We start from the raw sequence: 17,106 nt of genomic DNA on the forward strand, positions 1-17,106 counted from the left end.
GCTGCTTGACCGGGGCGGTGTCCCGCCGAGACCGGATCCGCCCATCCGGTCGGCGGGACGCCGGCGAAGTGGTGCGTACCGATGCGATACGGGAACGGAGAGGTCGGGTATGCCGGCCGATCCGCTCCGCTCCGAGTGCGGCGGTGGGCCGTTCACCGCCGCACTCTCCTGTGCGGGGCCGCGGGCAGGACCGGCGGCGGGCAGGACGCGCGAGCCGTATGGATTTCGTTAAGACTGGTCACCGACAACCAGGGCCACCCAGCCCGCCGCGACGGCCTCCCATCGGCGTACTCCCTTGCCCTGTAAGGGAGTTGATTGCCCAACGCACCGGATCAGGGGCCCCCGCGAGGTCGTCAGCGTCGCGCGCCTGATGGCTGAGCGGCCCTTACGCTCCCCCGCGTGGCGAGAATCGTTGATGGCATAAAGCGGGTAGTTATCGGTCGGGCGTTGCCGAGCGAGGGGTTGCAGGAGACGCTGCTGCCGAAACGGTTGGCGCTGCCGATCTTCGCGTCGGACCCCCTGTCGTCGGTCGCGTACGCCACGCAGGAGATCCTGCTGGTGCTCACCCTCGGCGGGCTGGCCTTCCTCCATCTGACGACCTGGGTGGCGATGGCGGTGGTCGGCCTGATGGCCGTCGTGGTGCTGTCCTACCGGCAGGTCGTGCACGCCTATCCGTCCGGCGGTGGGTCGTACGAGGTGGTCGCCACCAACCTCGGCCCGTCCGCGGGACTCGTGGTGGCCGCATCCCTACTGGTCGACTACGTGATGACGGTCGCGGTGTCGGTCGCCTCCGGCGTCGACAACATCATCTCCGCGGTGCCCTCGCTCAACGACTACCGCACCGCGATGGCCGTGGGGTTCGTGGCGCTGCTGGCCGCGGTGAACCTGCGCGGCGTGCGCGAGTCCGGCCGGGCGTTCGCCGCACCGACATACCTGTTCGTCGCCGGCGTGCTGATCATGTGCGCCACGGGACTCTTCCGCTGGCTGGTCGGTGACGCCCCGGTGGCGGAGTCCGCCGCCTACGGCGTCACCGCGGCCCCCGGTGACAGCAATCTGACGGGCCTGGCGCTGCTGATGCTCGGCCTGCGGGCGTTCTCCAGCGGCTGTACCGCACTCACCGGCGTCGAGGCGATCTCCAACGGGGTGCCGGCGTTCCGCAAGCCCAAGTCCCGCAACGCGGCTTCCACAATGACCGTGATGGGTCTGATCGCGGTGGTGATGTTCTCCGGCATCACCGCGCTCGCGATGATCGCGAAGGTGCACATCACCGAGGACACCTGCCGTCTCACGGGCTTCGCCGGGGACTGCGCGACCACTCCGCAGCGCACCGTCATCGCCCAGTTGGCGGCCGCGATCTTCGGCGGCGATCACAGCTTCGGCTTCTTCTTCATCCAGGCCGCGACCGCACTGGTCCTGGTCCTGGCCGCCAACACCGCCTTCAACGGCTTCCCGCTGCTGTCGTCGATCCTGGCGCAGCACCGCTACCTTCCCCGTCAGCTGCACACCCGCGGCGACCGTCTCGCCTTCTCCAACGGCATCGTCGCCCTCGCCGTCGTCGCCGGTGGCCTCCTGTGGGTGTTCGACGCGTCGGTCACCAACCTGATCCACCTGTACATCCTGGGCGTCTTCACCTCCTTCACGCTGTCGCAGACCGGCATGGTCCGGCACTGGAACCGCGCCCTGCGCACCGAGCCCGACCCGGCCCAGCGCCGCCGGCACCGGACCGCACGGCTGATCAACGGCCTGGGCGCGTTCGTCACCGGTCTGGTGCTGGTCATCGTCCTGCTGACGAAGTTCCTGCAGGGCGCCTATCTTGCGGTGATCGCCGCGGTGGCGCTGTGGCTGATGATGCGGGGCATCCGGCGGCACTACGACAACACCGCCGCCGAACTGGCCGTCACCGACCCGGCGGACGAGACGGTGCTGCCCGCCCGCGTGCACGCCGTCGTGCTGGTCTCGAAGGTCCACAAACCGACGCTGCGCGCTCTCGCGTACGCCCGCGCCTGCCGCCCCGACACCTTCGAGGCTCTCACGGTCGCGGTCGACCGCGACGAGGCCAAGATCCTCCAGGACCAGTGGGACACCTACGGGATCGAGGTGCCGTTGAAGACGTTGGCGTCGCCCTACCGTGAGATCACCCGCCCGGTCGTGGAGTACGTACGGTCGCTGAACCGCGCCAGCCCGCGCGATGTGATCAGTGTCTTCATCCCCGAGTACGTCGTCGGGCACTGGTGGGAGAACTTCCTGCACAACCAGTCCGCGCTGTGGCTCAAGAGCCGGCTGCTGTTCACCCCCGGCGTGATGGTCATCAGCGTGCCCTGGCAGCTGAGCTCGTCCGAACACCGTCCCCAGCGCCCCTCCCGCCGCGCCCCCGGATCCGTCCGCCGCGGCGAGCCCGCCCTCACCCCCTGGGCGAACCACCACGATCCCGCCGCGGAACCCGACCGGGCCCCAAAGGCCCCGAAGGCCGACACCCGCTGACCCCCGGCCCCCCGCCACGACCCTCCTGACCCCCACGAGCTGCCCCGGGCACACCGGTCATCAACCGGCCCCGGGGCAGCCCCATGCGGGGAGCCGCCATCAACCCGCGATGAGCGCCTTGAGTGCGATGTTGAGTTTCAGGACGTTCACCCGGGGCTCACCGATGAAGCCGAGGATGCGGCCGTCGGTGTTCTCCTCGACCAGCTTCTCGACCTGCTGGGCACCGAGCTTGTTGAGCGCGGCGACCCGGTGGACCTGGAGCTGGGCGTACTCGGGCGAGATCTGCGGGTCGAGGCCCGAGCCGGAGGAGGTGACGGCGTCGGCCGGCACGTCCGAGGGCTTGACCTTGAAGTCCGCGGTGGAGTTGTCCTTGACGACGGCGGCCTTGGCCTCGGTGACCCACTTGATCAGATCCGCGTTGTCGCCGGAGCGGTTGGTGGCCCCGGACAGGATGAGCTTGTACTGGGTGTTCACGGAGTTGGTGCCGAGTCCGTTGGAGGGTCGCGGCTGGAACCACTTCAGGTCGGGCGCGGGAGTCTCCTCGCCGTCCTTCAGCGGCAGGTTGTAGGTCTGCCCGATGAGGCCGGAGCCGACCACCTTGCCGCCGTCCTTGACCTCCGAACCGTTGGCCTTGTTGTTGAACAGGCCCTGGGCCATCCCGGTGATCAGGAGCGGGTAGAGCACCCCGCAGACCAGGGTCAGGACGAGCAGCGCGCGCACCCCGGCTCCGAACAACCGCACGGTGTTTCCCAATGAGTTGTTCATGACGTCACCCGATGCCAGGAATGAGGGAGATGAGCAGGTCAATGATCTTGATGCCGATGAACGGGGCGATCAGGCCGCCCAGTCCGTAGACGGCCAGGTTCCGGCGGAGCATCCTGTCGGCGCCCATCGGCCTGTACCGCACGCCCCGCAGAGCCAGGGGCACCAGCGCGATGATGATCAGCGCGTTGAAGACGACGGCGGACAGGATCGCGGACTCGGGCGAGGCCAGGTGCATGATGTTGAGCTTGTCCAGGCCCGGGTACGCCACCGCGAACATGGCGGGGATGATCGCGAAGTACTTCGCGACGTCGTTGGCGATGGAGAACGTGGTCAGCGCGCCACGGGTGATCAGCAACTGCTTGCCGATCTCCACGATCTCGATGAGCTTGGTGGGGTTGGAGTCCAGGTCCACCATGTTCCCGGCCTCCTTCGCGGCCGAGGTACCGGTGTTCATGGCCACACCCACGTCCGCCTGGGCGAGTGCGGGAGCGTCGTTGGTGCCGTCACCGGTCATCGCGACGAGCTTGCCGCCCGCCTGCTCCCGCTTGATCAGCGCCATCTTGTCCTCGGGAGTCGCCTCCGCGAGGAAGTCGTCCACCCCGGCCTCCTCGGCGATCGCCCTCGCCGTCAGCGGGTTGTCCCCGGTGATCATGATGGTCTTGATGCCCATCCGGCGCAGCTCGTCGAAGCGCTCGCGCATGCCCTGCTTGACGACGTCCTTGAGGTGGATGACGCCCAGCACGCGGGCACCCGCGGTGTCCTCGACGGCGACGAGCAGCGGCGTACCGCCGGCCTGGGAGATCGCGTCGGTGAGCGTCTGGGCGTCCTTGGCGACGACCCCGCCGCGTTCGATGACCCAGGCGATGACCGAACCGGCCGCGCCCTTGCGGACCTTGCGACCGTCCACGTCCACACCCGACATCCGGGTCTGGGCGGTGAAGGCGACCCAGTCGGCGCCCCTCAACTCGCCCTGCTGCCGCTCGCGCAGCCCGTACTTCTCCTTCGCCAGGACGACGATGGAGCGGCCTTCCGGCGTCTCGTCGGAGAGCGAGGAGAGCTGAGCGGCGTCCGCGAGGTCGGCGTCCGTGGTGCCCTGGACGGGTACGAACTCGGACGCCTGGCGGTTGCCGAGGGTGATGGTGCCGGTCTTGTCGAGCAGCAGGGTGGAGACGTCACCGGCGGCCTCGACGGCGCGCCCCGACATCGCCAGCACGTTGCGCTGCACCAACCGGTCCATGCCCGCGATGCCGATCGCCGACAGCAGCGCGCCGATCGTCGTCGGGATGAGGCAGACCAGCAGCGCGACCAGCACGATCATCGACTGCCGCTGGCCGGCGTAGATCGCGAACGGCTGGAGCGTGACGACCGCGAGCAGGAAGACGATCGTCAGCGACGCCAGCAGGATGTTCAGCGCGATCTCGTTCGGCGTCTTCTGCCGCGAGGCGCCCTCGACCAGGGCGATCATCCGGTCGATGAACGTCTCGCCCGGCTTCGTCGTGATCTTGATGACGACCCGGTCCGAGAGCACCTTCGTGCCACCGGTCACCGCACAGCGGTCACCGCCCGACTCCCGGATGACCGGGGCCGACTCGCCGGTGATGGCCGACTCGTCGACGCTCGCGACACCCTCGACGACATCCCCGTCACCGGGAATGACGTCGCCCGCCTCGCACACCACCAGATCACCGATGCGCAGCCCGGCACCGGGAACGCTCTCCTCCACGCCGCCGTTGAGCCGCCGCGCGACAGTGTCGGCCTTCGCCTTGCGCAGGGTGTCGGCCTGCGCCTTGCCGCGGCCCTCGGCCACCGCCTCCGCCAGGTTGGCGAAGATCGTAGTGAGCCAGAGCCACGCGGCGATGGCCCAGCCGAACCAGTCGCCCGGGTTGGTGCACGCGAAGACCGTGCTGAGCACCGAGCCGATCTCGACCACGAACATCACGGGGGACGTGACCATCACCCGCGGATCGAGCTTGCGGACCGCGTCCGGGAAGGACCTGATCAGTTGCTTGGGGTCGAACAGACCCCCGCCGACGCGTGCGCCGTCGGGCTGATGACCGGTGGGCACATCCTGGTGCGGGGCACGGGTCGCAGTGACAGTGGACATCGGGTCCTCTTGCTTCAGACGAGTGGTCATGACCCCAGCCCCTCGGCGAGCGGCCCCAGCGCCAGCGCCGGGAAGTAGGTCAGACCAGCGACGATGATGATCGTGCCGACCAGCAGCCCGGTGAAGAGCGGCTTGTGGGTACCCAGGGTTCCCGCGGTGGCCGGGACCGGCTTCTGCTCGGCGAGCGAGCCAGCCAGTGCCAGCACGAACACCATCGGCAGGAACCGGCCGAGCAGCATCGCCAGCCCGATCGTGCTGTTGAACCACTGGGTGTCGGCGTTGAGCCCGGCGAAGGCCGAGCCGTTGTTGTTGGCGCCCGAGGTGTACGCGTACAGGATCTCGGAGAAGCCGTGCGGACCCGAGTTCGTCATCGACGTGACCGGCGTCGGCAGCGCCATGGCGGCGGCGGTGAAACCCAACGCCAGGGCCGGGGTGATGAGGATGTAGCACGCCGTGAACTTGATCTCGCGGGTGCCGATCTTCTTGCCCAGGTACTCGGGGGTGCGCCCCACCATCAGGCCCGCGATGAACACCGCGATGACGGCCATGATCAGCATGCCGTAGAGGCCGGAGCCGACACCGCCGGGAGCGATCTCGCCGAGCTGCATGCCCAGCATCGTGATGCCGCCGCCGAAGCCGGTGAACGAGGAGTGGAACGAGTTCACGGCGCCGGTCGAGGTCAGCGTGGTCGCCACCGCGAAGATCGACGAGCCGCCGACGCCGAACCGGGTCTCCTTGCCCTCCATCGCACCGCCGGCGATGTCGAAGGCCGGGCCGCCGTGGTGGAACTCGGTCCACATCATCAGCGCGGTGAAGCCGATCCAGATCGTCACCATCGTGGCGAGGATCGCGTAACCCTGCTTGACGCTGCCGACCATCCTGCCGAAGGTCCGGGTCAGCGCGAAGGGGATGACGAGGATCAGGAAGATCTCGAAGAGGTTCGAGACGCCGTTCGGGTTCTCGAAGGGATGCGCCGAGTTGGCGTTGAAGTAGCCGCCACCGTTGGTGCCGAGCTCCTTGATGGCCTCCTGGGAAGCGACCGCGCCGCCGTTCCACTGTTGGGACCCACCCATGAACTGGCCGACCCCGTGGATACCGGAGAAGTTCTGGATCGCACCGCACGCGACCAGCACGATCGCACCGATCACCGCGATCGGGATCAGGATCCGTACGGTGCCGCGCACCAGGTCGGCCCAGAAGTTGCCGAGCTCACCGGTACGGGAGCGGGCGAAGCCGCGTACGAGGGCCACCGCCACGGCGAGACCGACGGCCGCCGAGACGAAGTTCTGCACCGCGAGACCACCAGTCTGCACGACGTGGCCCATGGCCTGCTCGCCGTAGTACGACTGCCAGTTGGTGTTCGAGACGAAGGACGCGGCGGTGTTGAATGCCTGGTCCGGGTCGATCGAGGAGAAGCCGAGCGAACCGGGCAGGCTGCCCTGGATCCGCTGCAGCACATAGAGGAAGAGGACACCCGCCGCGGAGAAGGCGAGGACACCGCGCAGGTACGCGGGCCAGCGCATCTCGGTGGACGGGTTGGCGCCGATGGCCTTGTAGATCCACTTCTCGACGCGCAGGTGCCTGTCGGAGGAGTAGACGCCGGCCATGAAGTCGCCGAGCGGACGGTATGCCAGTGCGAGCGCGGCTATCAGCGCGAGCATCTGGAGCACACCGGCGAGGACGGGGCTCATATCCTGGCTCAGAACCTCTCCGGGTACAGAAGGGCGAGGACCAGGTAGCCCAGGAGGACGACGGCCACAACGAGGCCGACGATGTTCTCGGCGGTCACAGCTTTGCCACCCCCTTGGCGATGAGAGCCACCAACGCGAACACCGCGATCGTGGTGACGACGAAGGCCATGTCGGCCATCGTGTGCTCCTAGCTGAGTCGGAATCTCTGACTCCTCGAGCAAACCCCCTGAACAGGCCATTCGGCCGTTCGTTGATGCGTCCCTTACGGCCCGCCGCGGCCTTTTGACGCCTCTCTTACGCACCCGGCCCCACCTGCGAAAAAGCCCACCACCGGCGGCCGCGCACGACAGTTTCCGGGCACCGGGGCAGGAGTAGCAGCGGCCCGGCCCGATACGCCGGACCCGTCTGTTCCGCGCGGCCCGCGTGCCGTAGTCGGATGGCTCGGATGGCACCGAACGGAATGCCGTCGCGGGACGGCCGTGGTGTGCTGGCTCCGGTACGGGCCGTCATCGTGACGGCGGGGAGGAACCGGAACAGTCACACGGAGGAGACCCCCATGGCGATTTTCATCCAGGCCGAAATGGCAGGCGTGACGACCGCACAGTACGACGCCCTGAACGAAAAGCTCCAGGCACTGCCGGGCGACACGTTCAAGGGCTGTCTGTCGCACGTTGCCGTCCCCACCGGCTCGGGCCTGAAGATCTACGACGTGTGGGAGTCCGAGGAGGACATGAAGAAGTTCTCGGAGATCCTGATGCCGCTCGCGGCCGAGCTCGGCCTCCCCATGGGTGACATGCCGAAGGTCTCGCCGGTACACGCCTTCTGGGTGCCCGGCGCATAGGGCCCGTCGCCGGCGCGGACATCACCCGAACGGCGCAGACCGCTGGGCCGGCGTCGGGCACCGGCCCACGACGGCCCAGCGGTGCGCGACAATCGACCGGTGCCCGTCTACACCTCCCTCACCGCACTCGACGCGCTGCTCGCCTCGCTGCCCGACGTAGGCGAGGCCCGCCGACGGCAGCTGGGCATGGTGCGGCGGGAACTCGAGGCGGCCCTGGCGCGCGACGCGCTGCCGGTAGCGGCCCGGCGCAGCCTGCGCCGACTGCTGGAGACCGGGACGCTGGACACGTATCTGCGCCTCGCCGAATGCGGCGCGCTGCGCCACCGGCTCGTCGGCGGTCGTCGCCCTCCGACCTCAGCACCCACCAACCAGGCCCGCTACGACTGTCTGAACCTCGCCCGGCAGGCACTGGGCCTGCCGCGGCTGCAGCTCGGCGGCGGCACCCCGATACTGCGACCCACTCCCGGGTTCGGACAACTGACCGCGCTACGGCGACAGCTCGACCAGGACCTCGGCCGCCACCTGTCCCCCGGCAGAATCCGGCTCACCGCCGTACTCGCCCTGCTGCTCGACACACGGTCACGATCCGGTGAGATGACCGGGCAACGCGTCACACACCTCACCGCCGGCCACACCGGCATCCACTCGCGACGGCAACCGCAGCACGGCACCGACGTCGCGACCGAGAGCGAGTGGCTGCCGCTGTCGGACCTGAGTCGGGCCGCACTCGACCGGTGGCTCCCGCTCCGGGCCGATCTGCTGAGCCACGCGCACGGCACCACCCGCCTGTGGGTCAGCCTCCGCATGAACCACGCGGGCACCCTCGACGACCAGGGCCGGGCCACGTTGCGGCCGGCCGGCATGCCGCTGGAGGAGAACGGACTGATCACCTCGTACCGCGCGGGCCGATCCCGGTACCACGAACTGAGCCGGCTCCTGCCCCCGAAGATGGAACAACTGCGCCGTGCCGCCGAGGACCAACACATCGCAACACAGCCGTAGTTCCTCCCGGGTGGCCCCACTCCCCCGCTGCCTGTTCGGTCCTTTCCTCGACGGCAACAGGAAAGCCACAGGGCTTGTTATTACGGTTCCCACCCTCTTTCGGCATCGGCCGCCCCACCCCCTACGCTGGAGCCCGCCACATGGCGGATGCGGAAGACAGTCGGACAATGCGTGACGGAACCGAACGGAGCAAGGGTGACGACGGGGGACACGAGCGGCGCGGAGCTGCTCGGCACGGTCATAGGCGGGCGCTACCGGGTGACCGCGCAGCTGGGCCGGGGCGGCATGGGCGTCGTCTGCCGCGCGGTGGACGAGGTGCTGGGCCGGGAGGTCGCCGTCAAGGTCCTGCGCGCGTACAACGACGCGTCCGGACCCGAACTGGCCGACCTCCGCGCCCGGATGCAGCGGGAGGCGCGGGCCGCCGCCCGCATCCGGCACAGCGGTGTCATCACCGTGCACGACGTGACCGAGGAGCAGGGCCTGCCGGTCATCGTCATGGAGCTGATCGAGGGGCCGTCGCTCGACGATGTGCTGGCGGAGCACGGAGTGATGGACCCGCGCCAGGCCGCCTCCATCGGCGCCAAGGTGATGGACGCGCTCGACGCCGCACACCGGGCCGGGGTGCTCCACCGGGACGTCAAGCCCGGCAACGTGCTCCTCGACCGCAGCGGACGGGTGGTGCTCACCGACTTCGGCATCGCCAGCGTGGAAGCCCCCGACGACGGCGCCATGACCAAGCTGACCCAGGACGGGGTCATCGTCGGCTCGCTCGACTTCCTGGCGCCGGAGCGCGCCAAGGGCCAGGAGCCCGGCCCCGCCTCGGACATCTGGGCACTCGGCATGACGCTCTACGCGGCGGTGGAGGGCGGGTCGGCGTTCCGCCGTACGTCCGTCTGGTCCACGCTCAACGCGATCGTCGGGGACCCGCTGCCGGAACCCCGGCAGGCCGGACTGCTGGCGCCGGTGCTCCTGGCGCTGACGGCCAAGGATCCGGCGGACCGCCCGACGGCCGACCAGGCGCGCCGGATGCTGGAGGCGGTCGCCACCGGGAACGGATCGGGCATGACGCCGCCCGCGGCCGTGGCGGGAGCTGTTCCGTTGCACCGGCCGACGCCTCCGGCTCCGGCTCCGGCTGGAGCGGGCAACGCGTCCGTCGGCCGGCCGGCCGCACCTGCCGCCGAAGCGACGCCGCCGCCCGGAGCCGCCGGATACCGACCGTCCGGCCTGGGCGGAGGCGCGCCTCTCGTCTCCCCCGCCGGTGGCAGCGAACGGCGGACCGAGCCGCTCCCCGCGCGCCGCCGCAACCGCAGCCGGGTCACCATCGCGGCGGCGGCCGCCGCCGTCGTGCTGGCCGGCGGCGGACTGGCGTACGCCCTGGTGGGAACGGGTGATTCGGGCAACGGCGGGCAGCAGAACAACGCGGCGGCCGCGAGCGGCACACCGGAGGGCCAGGCCAACATCGCGGGCGACAAGGCCGGCGGGAAGGCGAGCAAGAAGGCCCGCCCGACGACCCCGGGAACGTCCGCGTCCTCCCCCCACGCGTCCGCGAAGCCGTCCGGCGGCGCGGGCCCGAGCGGCGCCGGCCCGACGGCATCGGGCAGCACCACGGGCGGCGCCTCGTCGTCACCCGCGAGCCCGACCGCGACATCCACTGCGATATCGAAGAGCTGCACCGGGTGGACCCACAAGGACCCGCACCCCGGCACCTACGGCACCATGCGGGGTGACTACCACCTCTCGACCGGGCCGTACGCGGCCTGCCCGGACGTGGCACTGGCCAAGTCGGGAGCGAAGGTCTTCTACCACTGCTACGTCCTCAACGCGTACGGCCACACCTGGACGTACGTACGCATCGAGGGCACCCAGACCGCGGGCTGGATGTCCAACGACAACCTCACCAAACAGAACGGCCCCGCCTACCGTTGCTGAGCAACGCCGGGCCGGTCGCGCGCCCTTACCGGGCCGGTCGTACTGTCCGACCGGGCCGGTAGGGTGCGCGGGTGATATTCGCACGAGCTACTTTCACCGACGCCGTCGCCGACTTCGATGCCGCGGTGCGCGCACAGGACTCCCGGGCGTCGGGGAAGGCCTTCGGGAAACTGCAGCAGTCCTTCCAGCGGGCGGACGACGCCGAACTCGCCGCGGCCGCACCGCGGCTCGCCGCGCTCCTGCCGGAGGTGCCGGCCGGTCCCCGTTCGGTGATCGCGGTCGTCGTGGGTGCCTGTGTGGAGCGCGGCGCCGATCCCGCCGGGTGCGCCCCGGCGGTCCTCGCGGAGCTGGGGACGGCGCTCGCCGACGCGGCGGAGTTCGTCGAGCGGTGGGCCGCCACCGGCGGCGGCGACCTGCCGCACCCTGACGCGGGCGGCCCGGAGGCCGCGGTGGTCACCCGGGTCGGCGCGGACGTCGCCCAGGCGTGGTGGTCACTGCCGCAGTGGGAGATGGCCACGGTCGCCATGCTCAGCCACCGGGCGGTCCGGGCTCAGGTGGACGGTCGCCAGGGGCTGGTCGCGTCCGCCCGCCGGCTCGCCGAGGCGAGCGGCGACGATCTGAAGTGCCTCATCTACTCGCTGCTCGTCCTCGACGACGAACCGCTGGTGGTCCTGCACCGGGAGAGCCGGACCGGCTACCGGATGCGGATGAGCGGCCTCGGCGACAACTTCCAGCTCCACACCCTGCTGGCCGCCGAGCTGGTCGGCGCCGGGTACATCCCCGGCGAGGCGCCCACCGCCGAGGCCGTCGCCGTGTGCCGGGACGCCCCGGGCCAGGCGCCCACGACCGGTGCCTTCAATCTGGCCGCACCCGACGGGACGTGGATCTGGAACGAGGGCACGCCGTCCGACATCCCGGTCGTGGACGACGTGCGACTCCTGGTCCTCGACCCGCCGCCGTACTCACGTGGGTGGCCCGCCGGCCGCTTCTTCCCCGGAATGCCCGGGGAGCTCGTGCTGGAAGGCGTGCTGGACGCCGCGGAGACCGAGAGCTGGTTCGCCAAGGTCTCCGACGCCAAAAGCTGACTCACCTTTGGTGGACGACCACGCTGCACACGGCCTGGCGCGCTAGCTCCGCCCCAGCGCGCCACGGATGAAGGCCGCCTGGCCGGAGTGTTGCAGGTCGTCGGAGATGACGCTCACGAGTCGTACGCCCAGCGTCACGGCCGGGGTCCAGCCTTCGTCCACGACGCGGTCGAGGTCGGCTTCGCCGAGCCCTCGCACGTAGCCGAGGGTGTGCTCGTGAACGGCGTCGTAGTAGCCCAGCAGCAGCGCCGGGGTGTCCACACGTACGGCGGCCACGTCGGCGCTGCGGTGGCCGTAGCCGGTGGCGCGGGCGGAGAAGGGCAGCTGGAAGCGGTCGAACCAGCCCTGCGCGGTCCAGATCTCCTCGGTGCCCGCGGCGTCGGCGATGTGGTCGTCCTGAATGCGCGTCAAATGCCACACCAGCCAGGCGATCGAGTTGGCCTCACCGTCCAGACGCACGGCCAGCTCGTCGGCGGTGAGGCCCTCGACGGCGGCGTGGACGGTCTCCTGGACTCGGCCGAAGGCATCGGCCAATAGCTCCGCGCTGTTCATCCGTGACTCCTCAGAAAGTGGCGGGAACATCGCCCGTCTCCGGCGATGACCGAACGTTCCGATTGTGCACGGCGGCCGGACGAACGGGCGGGAGCGCGGTCGGCCCGGCGGCCCGCGCCCCCTGCCGTGCTCGGGTGGCGGAGACATCGCTCACACCAGGTCGCCTACCGCCCGGTGCCGCACGGGGTGCCGGTATGTGCGCGGTGGTGGGGCGGCCGTGGTCGCGGGTGGGCGTGTAACGCTTTTGGGGGTCCGAGCCAAGTAGAGATGTAAGGCATTGCTCGTTCGTTCAAGGAGTCGTCCGTGCAAGCGGAGCAATCACCAGCGCCACCCGTGCGGGATCCGGTCGGGTTCGCCCTGTTCTACCAGCAGCAGTTCGACGCGGTGCTCGGTTTCGTCACCCGGCGTACCGACAGCCCGCATCTGGCCGCGGACCTGACGGCCGACATCTTCCTGACCGCGCTGGAGCAGGCGCACACCTACGACGCGCGGCGCGGCGCACCGGTGGCCTGGCTCTACGGCATCTCCCGCAATGTTCTGGCCGCGCATTTTCGGGGCAGTGCCCGTGAGCAGCGGGCCGCGGCGCAGATCGCGGGGCGGCGGCAGCTGGACGATCAGGACGTCAGCGCGATCGAGGGCCGTATCGACGCCGCCCGCGAGGCCCGGCAGCTGGCCGCGCGGCACGCGGCGCTGTCCGAGCCGTTGCGCGCGGTGCTGGACCTGGTGGCCCTGGACGGCCTGACCACCCGCGAGGCCGCCCAGGCCCTGGGGATCAGTGCGGCCACCGCCCGGGTGCGCCTGCACCGCGCCCGCAAGGCCCTGCAACGTGTCGACACCCCGACCACCACAGCCGTGTACACCGTCTCGGAGGCCCGCTCATGACCACCCCCGTGCACTTCCAGCAGCAGCTCGCCGACGAACTCACCGCCCGCGCCGCAACCCTGCCACCCACCGCACCGGTGCCCGTGCGGGCGCGCCACACCCGGCGGATCGCCGTCACCGCGCTCGGCCTGGCCGCAGCCGCCACCGCAGTGGTGCTGATCCCGCACACCGACACCACCACCGCCCCGCAAGCAGGAGCGGGCCAGAACACCGCCGTGCCGGGCAGCGGTACGCCGGTCCTGACCAACGCCGCCTACACGGTGACCCCACGCAAGGACGGCACCGTGACCATCCAGGTGACCGGCGCAGAAGTCTCCGGACTCCAGGCCGCACTGCGCAGCCTGGGCGTGCCGGCCGTGGTCCTGCGCGCCTCGGACTCCTGCCACACCAAGGTCCGCACCGACAACGCCAACCTGGAAACGGTCTCCTCCCAGGACCCGAACAACGGACGCATCATGGTGATCCGACCCAACGCCATCCCCCACGGCGACTCCCTGCTCCTGGTCCAGCCCTCCCTCAAGGGCGTCCAGCACCCGGAAAAGATGTACTCCATGGACGTCATGCTGACCCCCGGCGAGCCCAACTGCTTCCCCGCCTCCCAAAGCAGCATCGGCGTCGGCTAACCCCTCCACTCAACCCGGTCAGGTCCCGCGCCCTTTCCGGTCCTGGTCGCACCAGGACCGGAAAGGGCGCATACCGGCGAAGGGCAGCACCTCCAGGAAAAATCACCGGAGTCGCCGCTGCGCTGGAAATCGAACACGTGCTTGAATTACTGGGTGATGTACACCTTCCCCCACGACCTCCTGCAAGCCCAGCGCGAGTGGTACGCCGTGTACGGCCAGCTCGCCGACCGCACCAACAGCAGCACCGCCGCGCAGACCACGGCGCTGCGCCGCCGTCTGCACCGGCTCTCCGTCCAGGTGTCCACGCATCCGTACTGGGAGGCACACACCGGACGGGCACCGGAGGCGCGCATGGCGCTACGCGAACTGGCCCGCTCCTAGAGGCAGTTCGACGGGGCGGGCGCTCACCCTCGCGATGCCCCCCTGCGGTCCACCGAGTTCCGGCGGGGTTCCGGAAATCCAGTTCCCGCCCGCTCCTCGCCTCACTACACTCGCAACGAATCGCGCGCCGCCACGTCTTCGTCATCGCGGCGCGCACCGTGACGAGTGAGGGGAGACAGGTCGTGCGTTACCGCACCGCTGTCGTCGTTCCCCAGTCACGGTACGAGGTGATCCTGGTGTCTTCGTGCCCCCGGTGCCGGCTGCGCGGCCGCCACTGGACGTCCGTGACGAACGCCTGAACCCTGCGCTGTCCGCCCGGTGTTGCACCGATGGGCGGGAGCGTCCCGACGCGATGTGCCGCGTCAGGGGTTGCTGTGTGGCCTGACCGCAGGCCGTCGTCGTCCGGAATCGCGCCGACCCGTTCGAGGAACACCCCGAAAGGCCATGGGCCGTGCGTACCGACCTGCATCGTCAACCTGTCAATCCGCTGACCGCCGTCCGCAATCTGGGCATCCTCGCCCACGTCGACGCCGGAAAGACCACCGTCACCGAACGGATCCTGTACTTCACCGGCGCCACCCACAAGCGGGGCGAGGTGCACGACGGGACGACCGTCACCGACTTCGACTCCCAGGAGCGCGACCGTGGCATCACCATCTTCGCCGCCGCGGTGAGTTGTGCGTGGGACGGCCACCGGATCAATCTGATCGACACACCCGGTCATGTGGACTTCTCCGACGAGGTGGAGCGATCGCTCCGCGTGCTCGACGGCGCGGTCGCGGTGTTCGACGCCGTCGCGGGAGTCGAGCCGCAGAGCGAGTCGGTGTGGCGACAGGCCGACCGGCACGGGGTGCCGCGGATCGCGTTCGTCAACAAGCTGGACCGCATCGGCGCCGACCTCGACGCCGCCGTCGAGTCGATCCGGGAGCGGCTGCATCCTTCTCCGCTGGTGGTCCAGTTGCCGATCGGGAAGGAGGACGGGTTCACCGGAGTGGTGGATCTGCTGCGCATGCGGTCGCTGGTCTGGGCCGGCGACGGTGACACGTTCGAGGAGGGCCCGGTACCGGACGCCCTGCTGGAGGAGGCGCAGCGGAGACGCAGGCTGCTCGAAGAGGCGGTGGCGGAACTCCACCCGATCGCGTTGGAGGAGTTCTGTGCCGAATCGACGATCTCCGCGCGGACGCTGGCCGCGGCACTGCGCGACCTGACCCGTACCGGTGAGGGCGTGGTGGTGTTGTGCGGAGCGGCGTACCGCAACCGCGGGATCGAGCCGCTTCTCGACGCCGTCGGCGCCTACCTGCCCTCGCCGTTGGACGTTCCTGCGGTACGCGGCACCACGGGCGGAACCGGCGGCACGGTGGAGGAGCGGGCCGCCGACCCGGCAGCGCCGTTCGCGGCGCTGGTGTTCAAGGTGACCTCGACGTCCACCGGGCGACTGACCTATCTGCGGGTGTACTCGGGAACGATCCGGAAGGGAGACACGGTGATGGACGTGGGCGCGCGGCGCGGTGAGCGGATCAGCCGGATCCTTCGGGTTCAGGCCGACCGGCACGCGGAGATGGACCAGGCGGTCGCCGGGGACATCGTCGCGGTGATCGGGCCGAAGGCCGCCCGCGCCGGAGCCACCTTGTGCGTGTCCACGGCTCCGCTGGTCCTCGAACCGCCGACCACGGCCGATCCGGTCGTCTCCGTGGCGGTCGAGGCCCGTCGGAGCACCGATACGGACCGGTTGGTCTCGGCATTGGTGCGGCTGGTCGAGGAGGACCCGTCGCTGGTGGTCAGGACCGACGCCGAGACGGGCCAGACGGTGCTGTCGGGTATGGGCGAGCTGCATCTGGAGGTCGCGGTGGAGAAGATCCGCCGTGCCCACGGGCTGGATGTGGGCGTCGGCCGTCCGCAGGTGGCCTATCGCGAGACGGTCTCGCGCGGCGTGACGGGACTGGTGTACCGGCACGTCAAGCAGGACGGCGGCGCGGGCCAGTTCGCCCATGTCGTTCTCGACGTGGATCCGCTGGAAGCCCCCGACGACAACGGCGACGACGGCGCCACAGGCACCAGCACCAGCAGCGACGGCTCGGTGGAGTTCGCGTTCCGGTCGGCTGTCGTCGGTGGACGGGTTCCGCAGGAGTACGTCCGGGCGGTCGAGGCCGGTTGCCGGGATGCTCTCATCGAGGGCCCCCTCGGCGGTCACCCGGTCACCGGCGTGCGGGTCACGCTGACCGACGGAGCCACCCATCCCAAGGATTCCTCGGAGATGGCGTTCCGCACGGCGGGTCGGCTCGCGCTTCGGGAGGCACTGCGCGCCAGCGCGATGGTGCTGCTGGAGCCGGTGGTCGAGGTCACGGTCACCGTGCCCGACGACGCCGTGGGCGGGGTGCTCGGTGATCTGGCGGCACGGCGCGGCCGGGTCTCGGGCTCGACCGCGCGGTCGGGCACGGCGGTCATCACAGCTGCCGTGCCGCTCGCGGAGCTGTTCGGCTATGCGACCCGGCTGCGCAGCCGGACGCAGGGACGGGGAACGTTCACCACCAGGCCCACCGGCTACGCTCCGGCGCCTAGTTCGGTGCCCGCCCGGTGAGCACCTGGTGAGCAGTAACCCGTGACAGGCACGGTGTCCGGCAGGACACCGTGCCCGTGGCCCACGGTCGGGCCCCCCCGCCCCCCCCCGCGGGGGCGCCCGGGGGGCCCCCCCCGCCCCCCCCCCCCCCCCGCGGGGGCGGTGGGGGCTCGCCACTCCCGCGCCCGGGGACGGAACCCGCCCGCGGGCCCC

Annotated in this window: 14 protein-coding genes; 9 read left to right on the top strand and 5 right to left on the bottom strand. The window is 70.3% G+C overall.

All coding sequences use genetic code 11. The features are described from left to right. The first annotated feature begins 399 nt into the window (after positions 1–399). Positions 400–2,481 (top strand): APC family permease, encoded by a 2,082-nt coding sequence (locus tag AC07DC_RS04230; RefSeq protein WP_478911642.1) that lies wholly within the window; start codon positions 400–402, stop codon positions 2,479–2,481. A 99-nt stretch (positions 2,482–2,580) separates the two neighbouring features. On the opposite strand, the gene AC07DC_RS04235 is transcribed toward AC07DC_RS04230, so the two are convergent. The 4 genes from AC07DC_RS04235 to kdpF are packed head-to-tail and all read right to left on the bottom strand — an operon-like array spanning position 2,581 to position 7,139. Beyond that, complete coding sequence (locus AC07DC_RS04235) at positions 2,581–3,246, bottom strand: potassium-transporting ATPase subunit C (RefSeq protein ID WP_478911643.1); 666 nt, start codon at positions 3,244–3,246, stop codon at positions 2,581–2,583. Between the two features lie 4 nt (positions 3,247–3,250). After that, a complete protein-coding gene (gene kdpB / locus AC07DC_RS04240) occupies positions 3,251–5,380 on the bottom strand; it encodes a potassium-transporting ATPase subunit KdpB (RefSeq protein ID WP_478911645.1) in 2,130 nt (709 codons plus the stop codon). Next, on the bottom strand, positions 5,377–7,041 hold the full coding sequence (gene kdpA, locus AC07DC_RS04245) for a potassium-transporting ATPase subunit KdpA (RefSeq protein WP_478911647.1): 1,665 nt from the start codon (positions 7,039–7,041) through the stop codon (positions 5,377–5,379). Before kdpA ends, kdpB begins: the two co-directional genes overlap by 4 nt. 8 nt (positions 7,042–7,049) lie before the next feature. Next, a complete protein-coding gene (kdpF, locus tag AC07DC_RS04250) occupies positions 7,050–7,139 on the bottom strand; it encodes a K(+)-transporting ATPase subunit F (protein WP_478911648.1) in 90 nt (29 codons plus the stop codon). A gap of 458 nt (positions 7,140–7,597) precedes the next feature. Between kdpF and AC07DC_RS04255 the strand changes: the two genes are divergently transcribed. The 4 genes from AC07DC_RS04255 to AC07DC_RS04270 all read left to right on the top strand — a co-directional run bounded on the left by AC07DC_RS04255 (position 7,598) and on the right by AC07DC_RS04270 (position 11,898). Beyond that, entirely contained in the window at positions 7,598–7,882 is a 285-nt protein-coding gene (locus AC07DC_RS04255; RefSeq protein ID WP_478911649.1) for a hypothetical protein, read from the top strand. Positions 7,883–7,981: 99 nt separating this feature from the next. Beyond that, positions 7,982–8,884, top strand: coding sequence for a hypothetical protein (locus tag AC07DC_RS04260; protein WP_478911650.1), 903 nt, complete (start codon positions 7,982–7,984; stop codon positions 8,882–8,884). Between the two features lie 195 nt (positions 8,885–9,079). After that, positions 9,080–10,813: a serine/threonine-protein kinase gene (locus AC07DC_RS04265; RefSeq protein ID WP_478911651.1), complete on the top strand. Its 1,734-nt coding sequence runs from the start codon at positions 9,080–9,082 to the stop codon at positions 10,811–10,813. A gap of 71 nt (positions 10,814–10,884) precedes the next feature. After that, positions 10,885–11,898 carry a hypothetical protein gene (locus tag AC07DC_RS04270; protein ID WP_478911652.1) on the top strand — a complete coding sequence of 338 codons (1,014 nt, stop codon included), beginning with the start codon at positions 10,885–10,887 and terminating at the stop codon, positions 11,896–11,898. Between the two features lie 42 nt (positions 11,899–11,940). Here AC07DC_RS04270 and AC07DC_RS04275 read toward each other — a convergent pair whose 3' ends face one another. Continuing rightward, positions 11,941–12,450: a mycothiol transferase gene (locus AC07DC_RS04275; protein WP_478911654.1), complete on the bottom strand. Its 510-nt coding sequence runs from the start codon at positions 12,448–12,450 to the stop codon at positions 11,941–11,943. A gap of 303 nt (positions 12,451–12,753) precedes the next feature. Here AC07DC_RS04275 and AC07DC_RS04280 point away from each other — a divergent pair, with 303 nt between their 5' ends. From AC07DC_RS04280 to fusA, 4 genes are all read left to right on the top strand, one after another. Further along, the gene (locus AC07DC_RS04280; protein ID WP_478911655.1) at positions 12,754–13,332 is read left to right on the top strand and encodes an RNA polymerase sigma factor; all 579 of its coding nucleotides are present in this window, start codon (positions 12,754–12,756) and stop codon (positions 13,330–13,332) included. Further along, positions 13,329–13,955 carry a hypothetical protein gene (locus tag AC07DC_RS04285; RefSeq protein ID WP_478911657.1) on the top strand — a complete coding sequence of 209 codons (627 nt, stop codon included), beginning with the start codon at positions 13,329–13,331 and terminating at the stop codon, positions 13,953–13,955. The genes AC07DC_RS04280 and AC07DC_RS04285 overlap by 4 nt, the downstream gene beginning before the upstream one ends. Positions 13,956–14,111: 156 nt before the next feature. Continuing rightward, entirely contained in the window at positions 14,112–14,336 is a 225-nt protein-coding gene (locus AC07DC_RS04290; RefSeq protein ID WP_478911658.1) for a hypothetical protein, read from the top strand. A 451-nt stretch (positions 14,337–14,787) separates the two neighbouring features. Continuing rightward, on the top strand, positions 14,788–16,914 hold the full coding sequence (fusA, locus tag AC07DC_RS04295) for an elongation factor G (RefSeq protein WP_478911660.1): 2,127 nt from the start codon (positions 14,788–14,790) through the stop codon (positions 16,912–16,914). Positions 16,915–17,106 lie beyond the last annotated feature (192 nt).

The organism is Streptomyces sp. NPDC045021 (assembly GCF_056432645.1).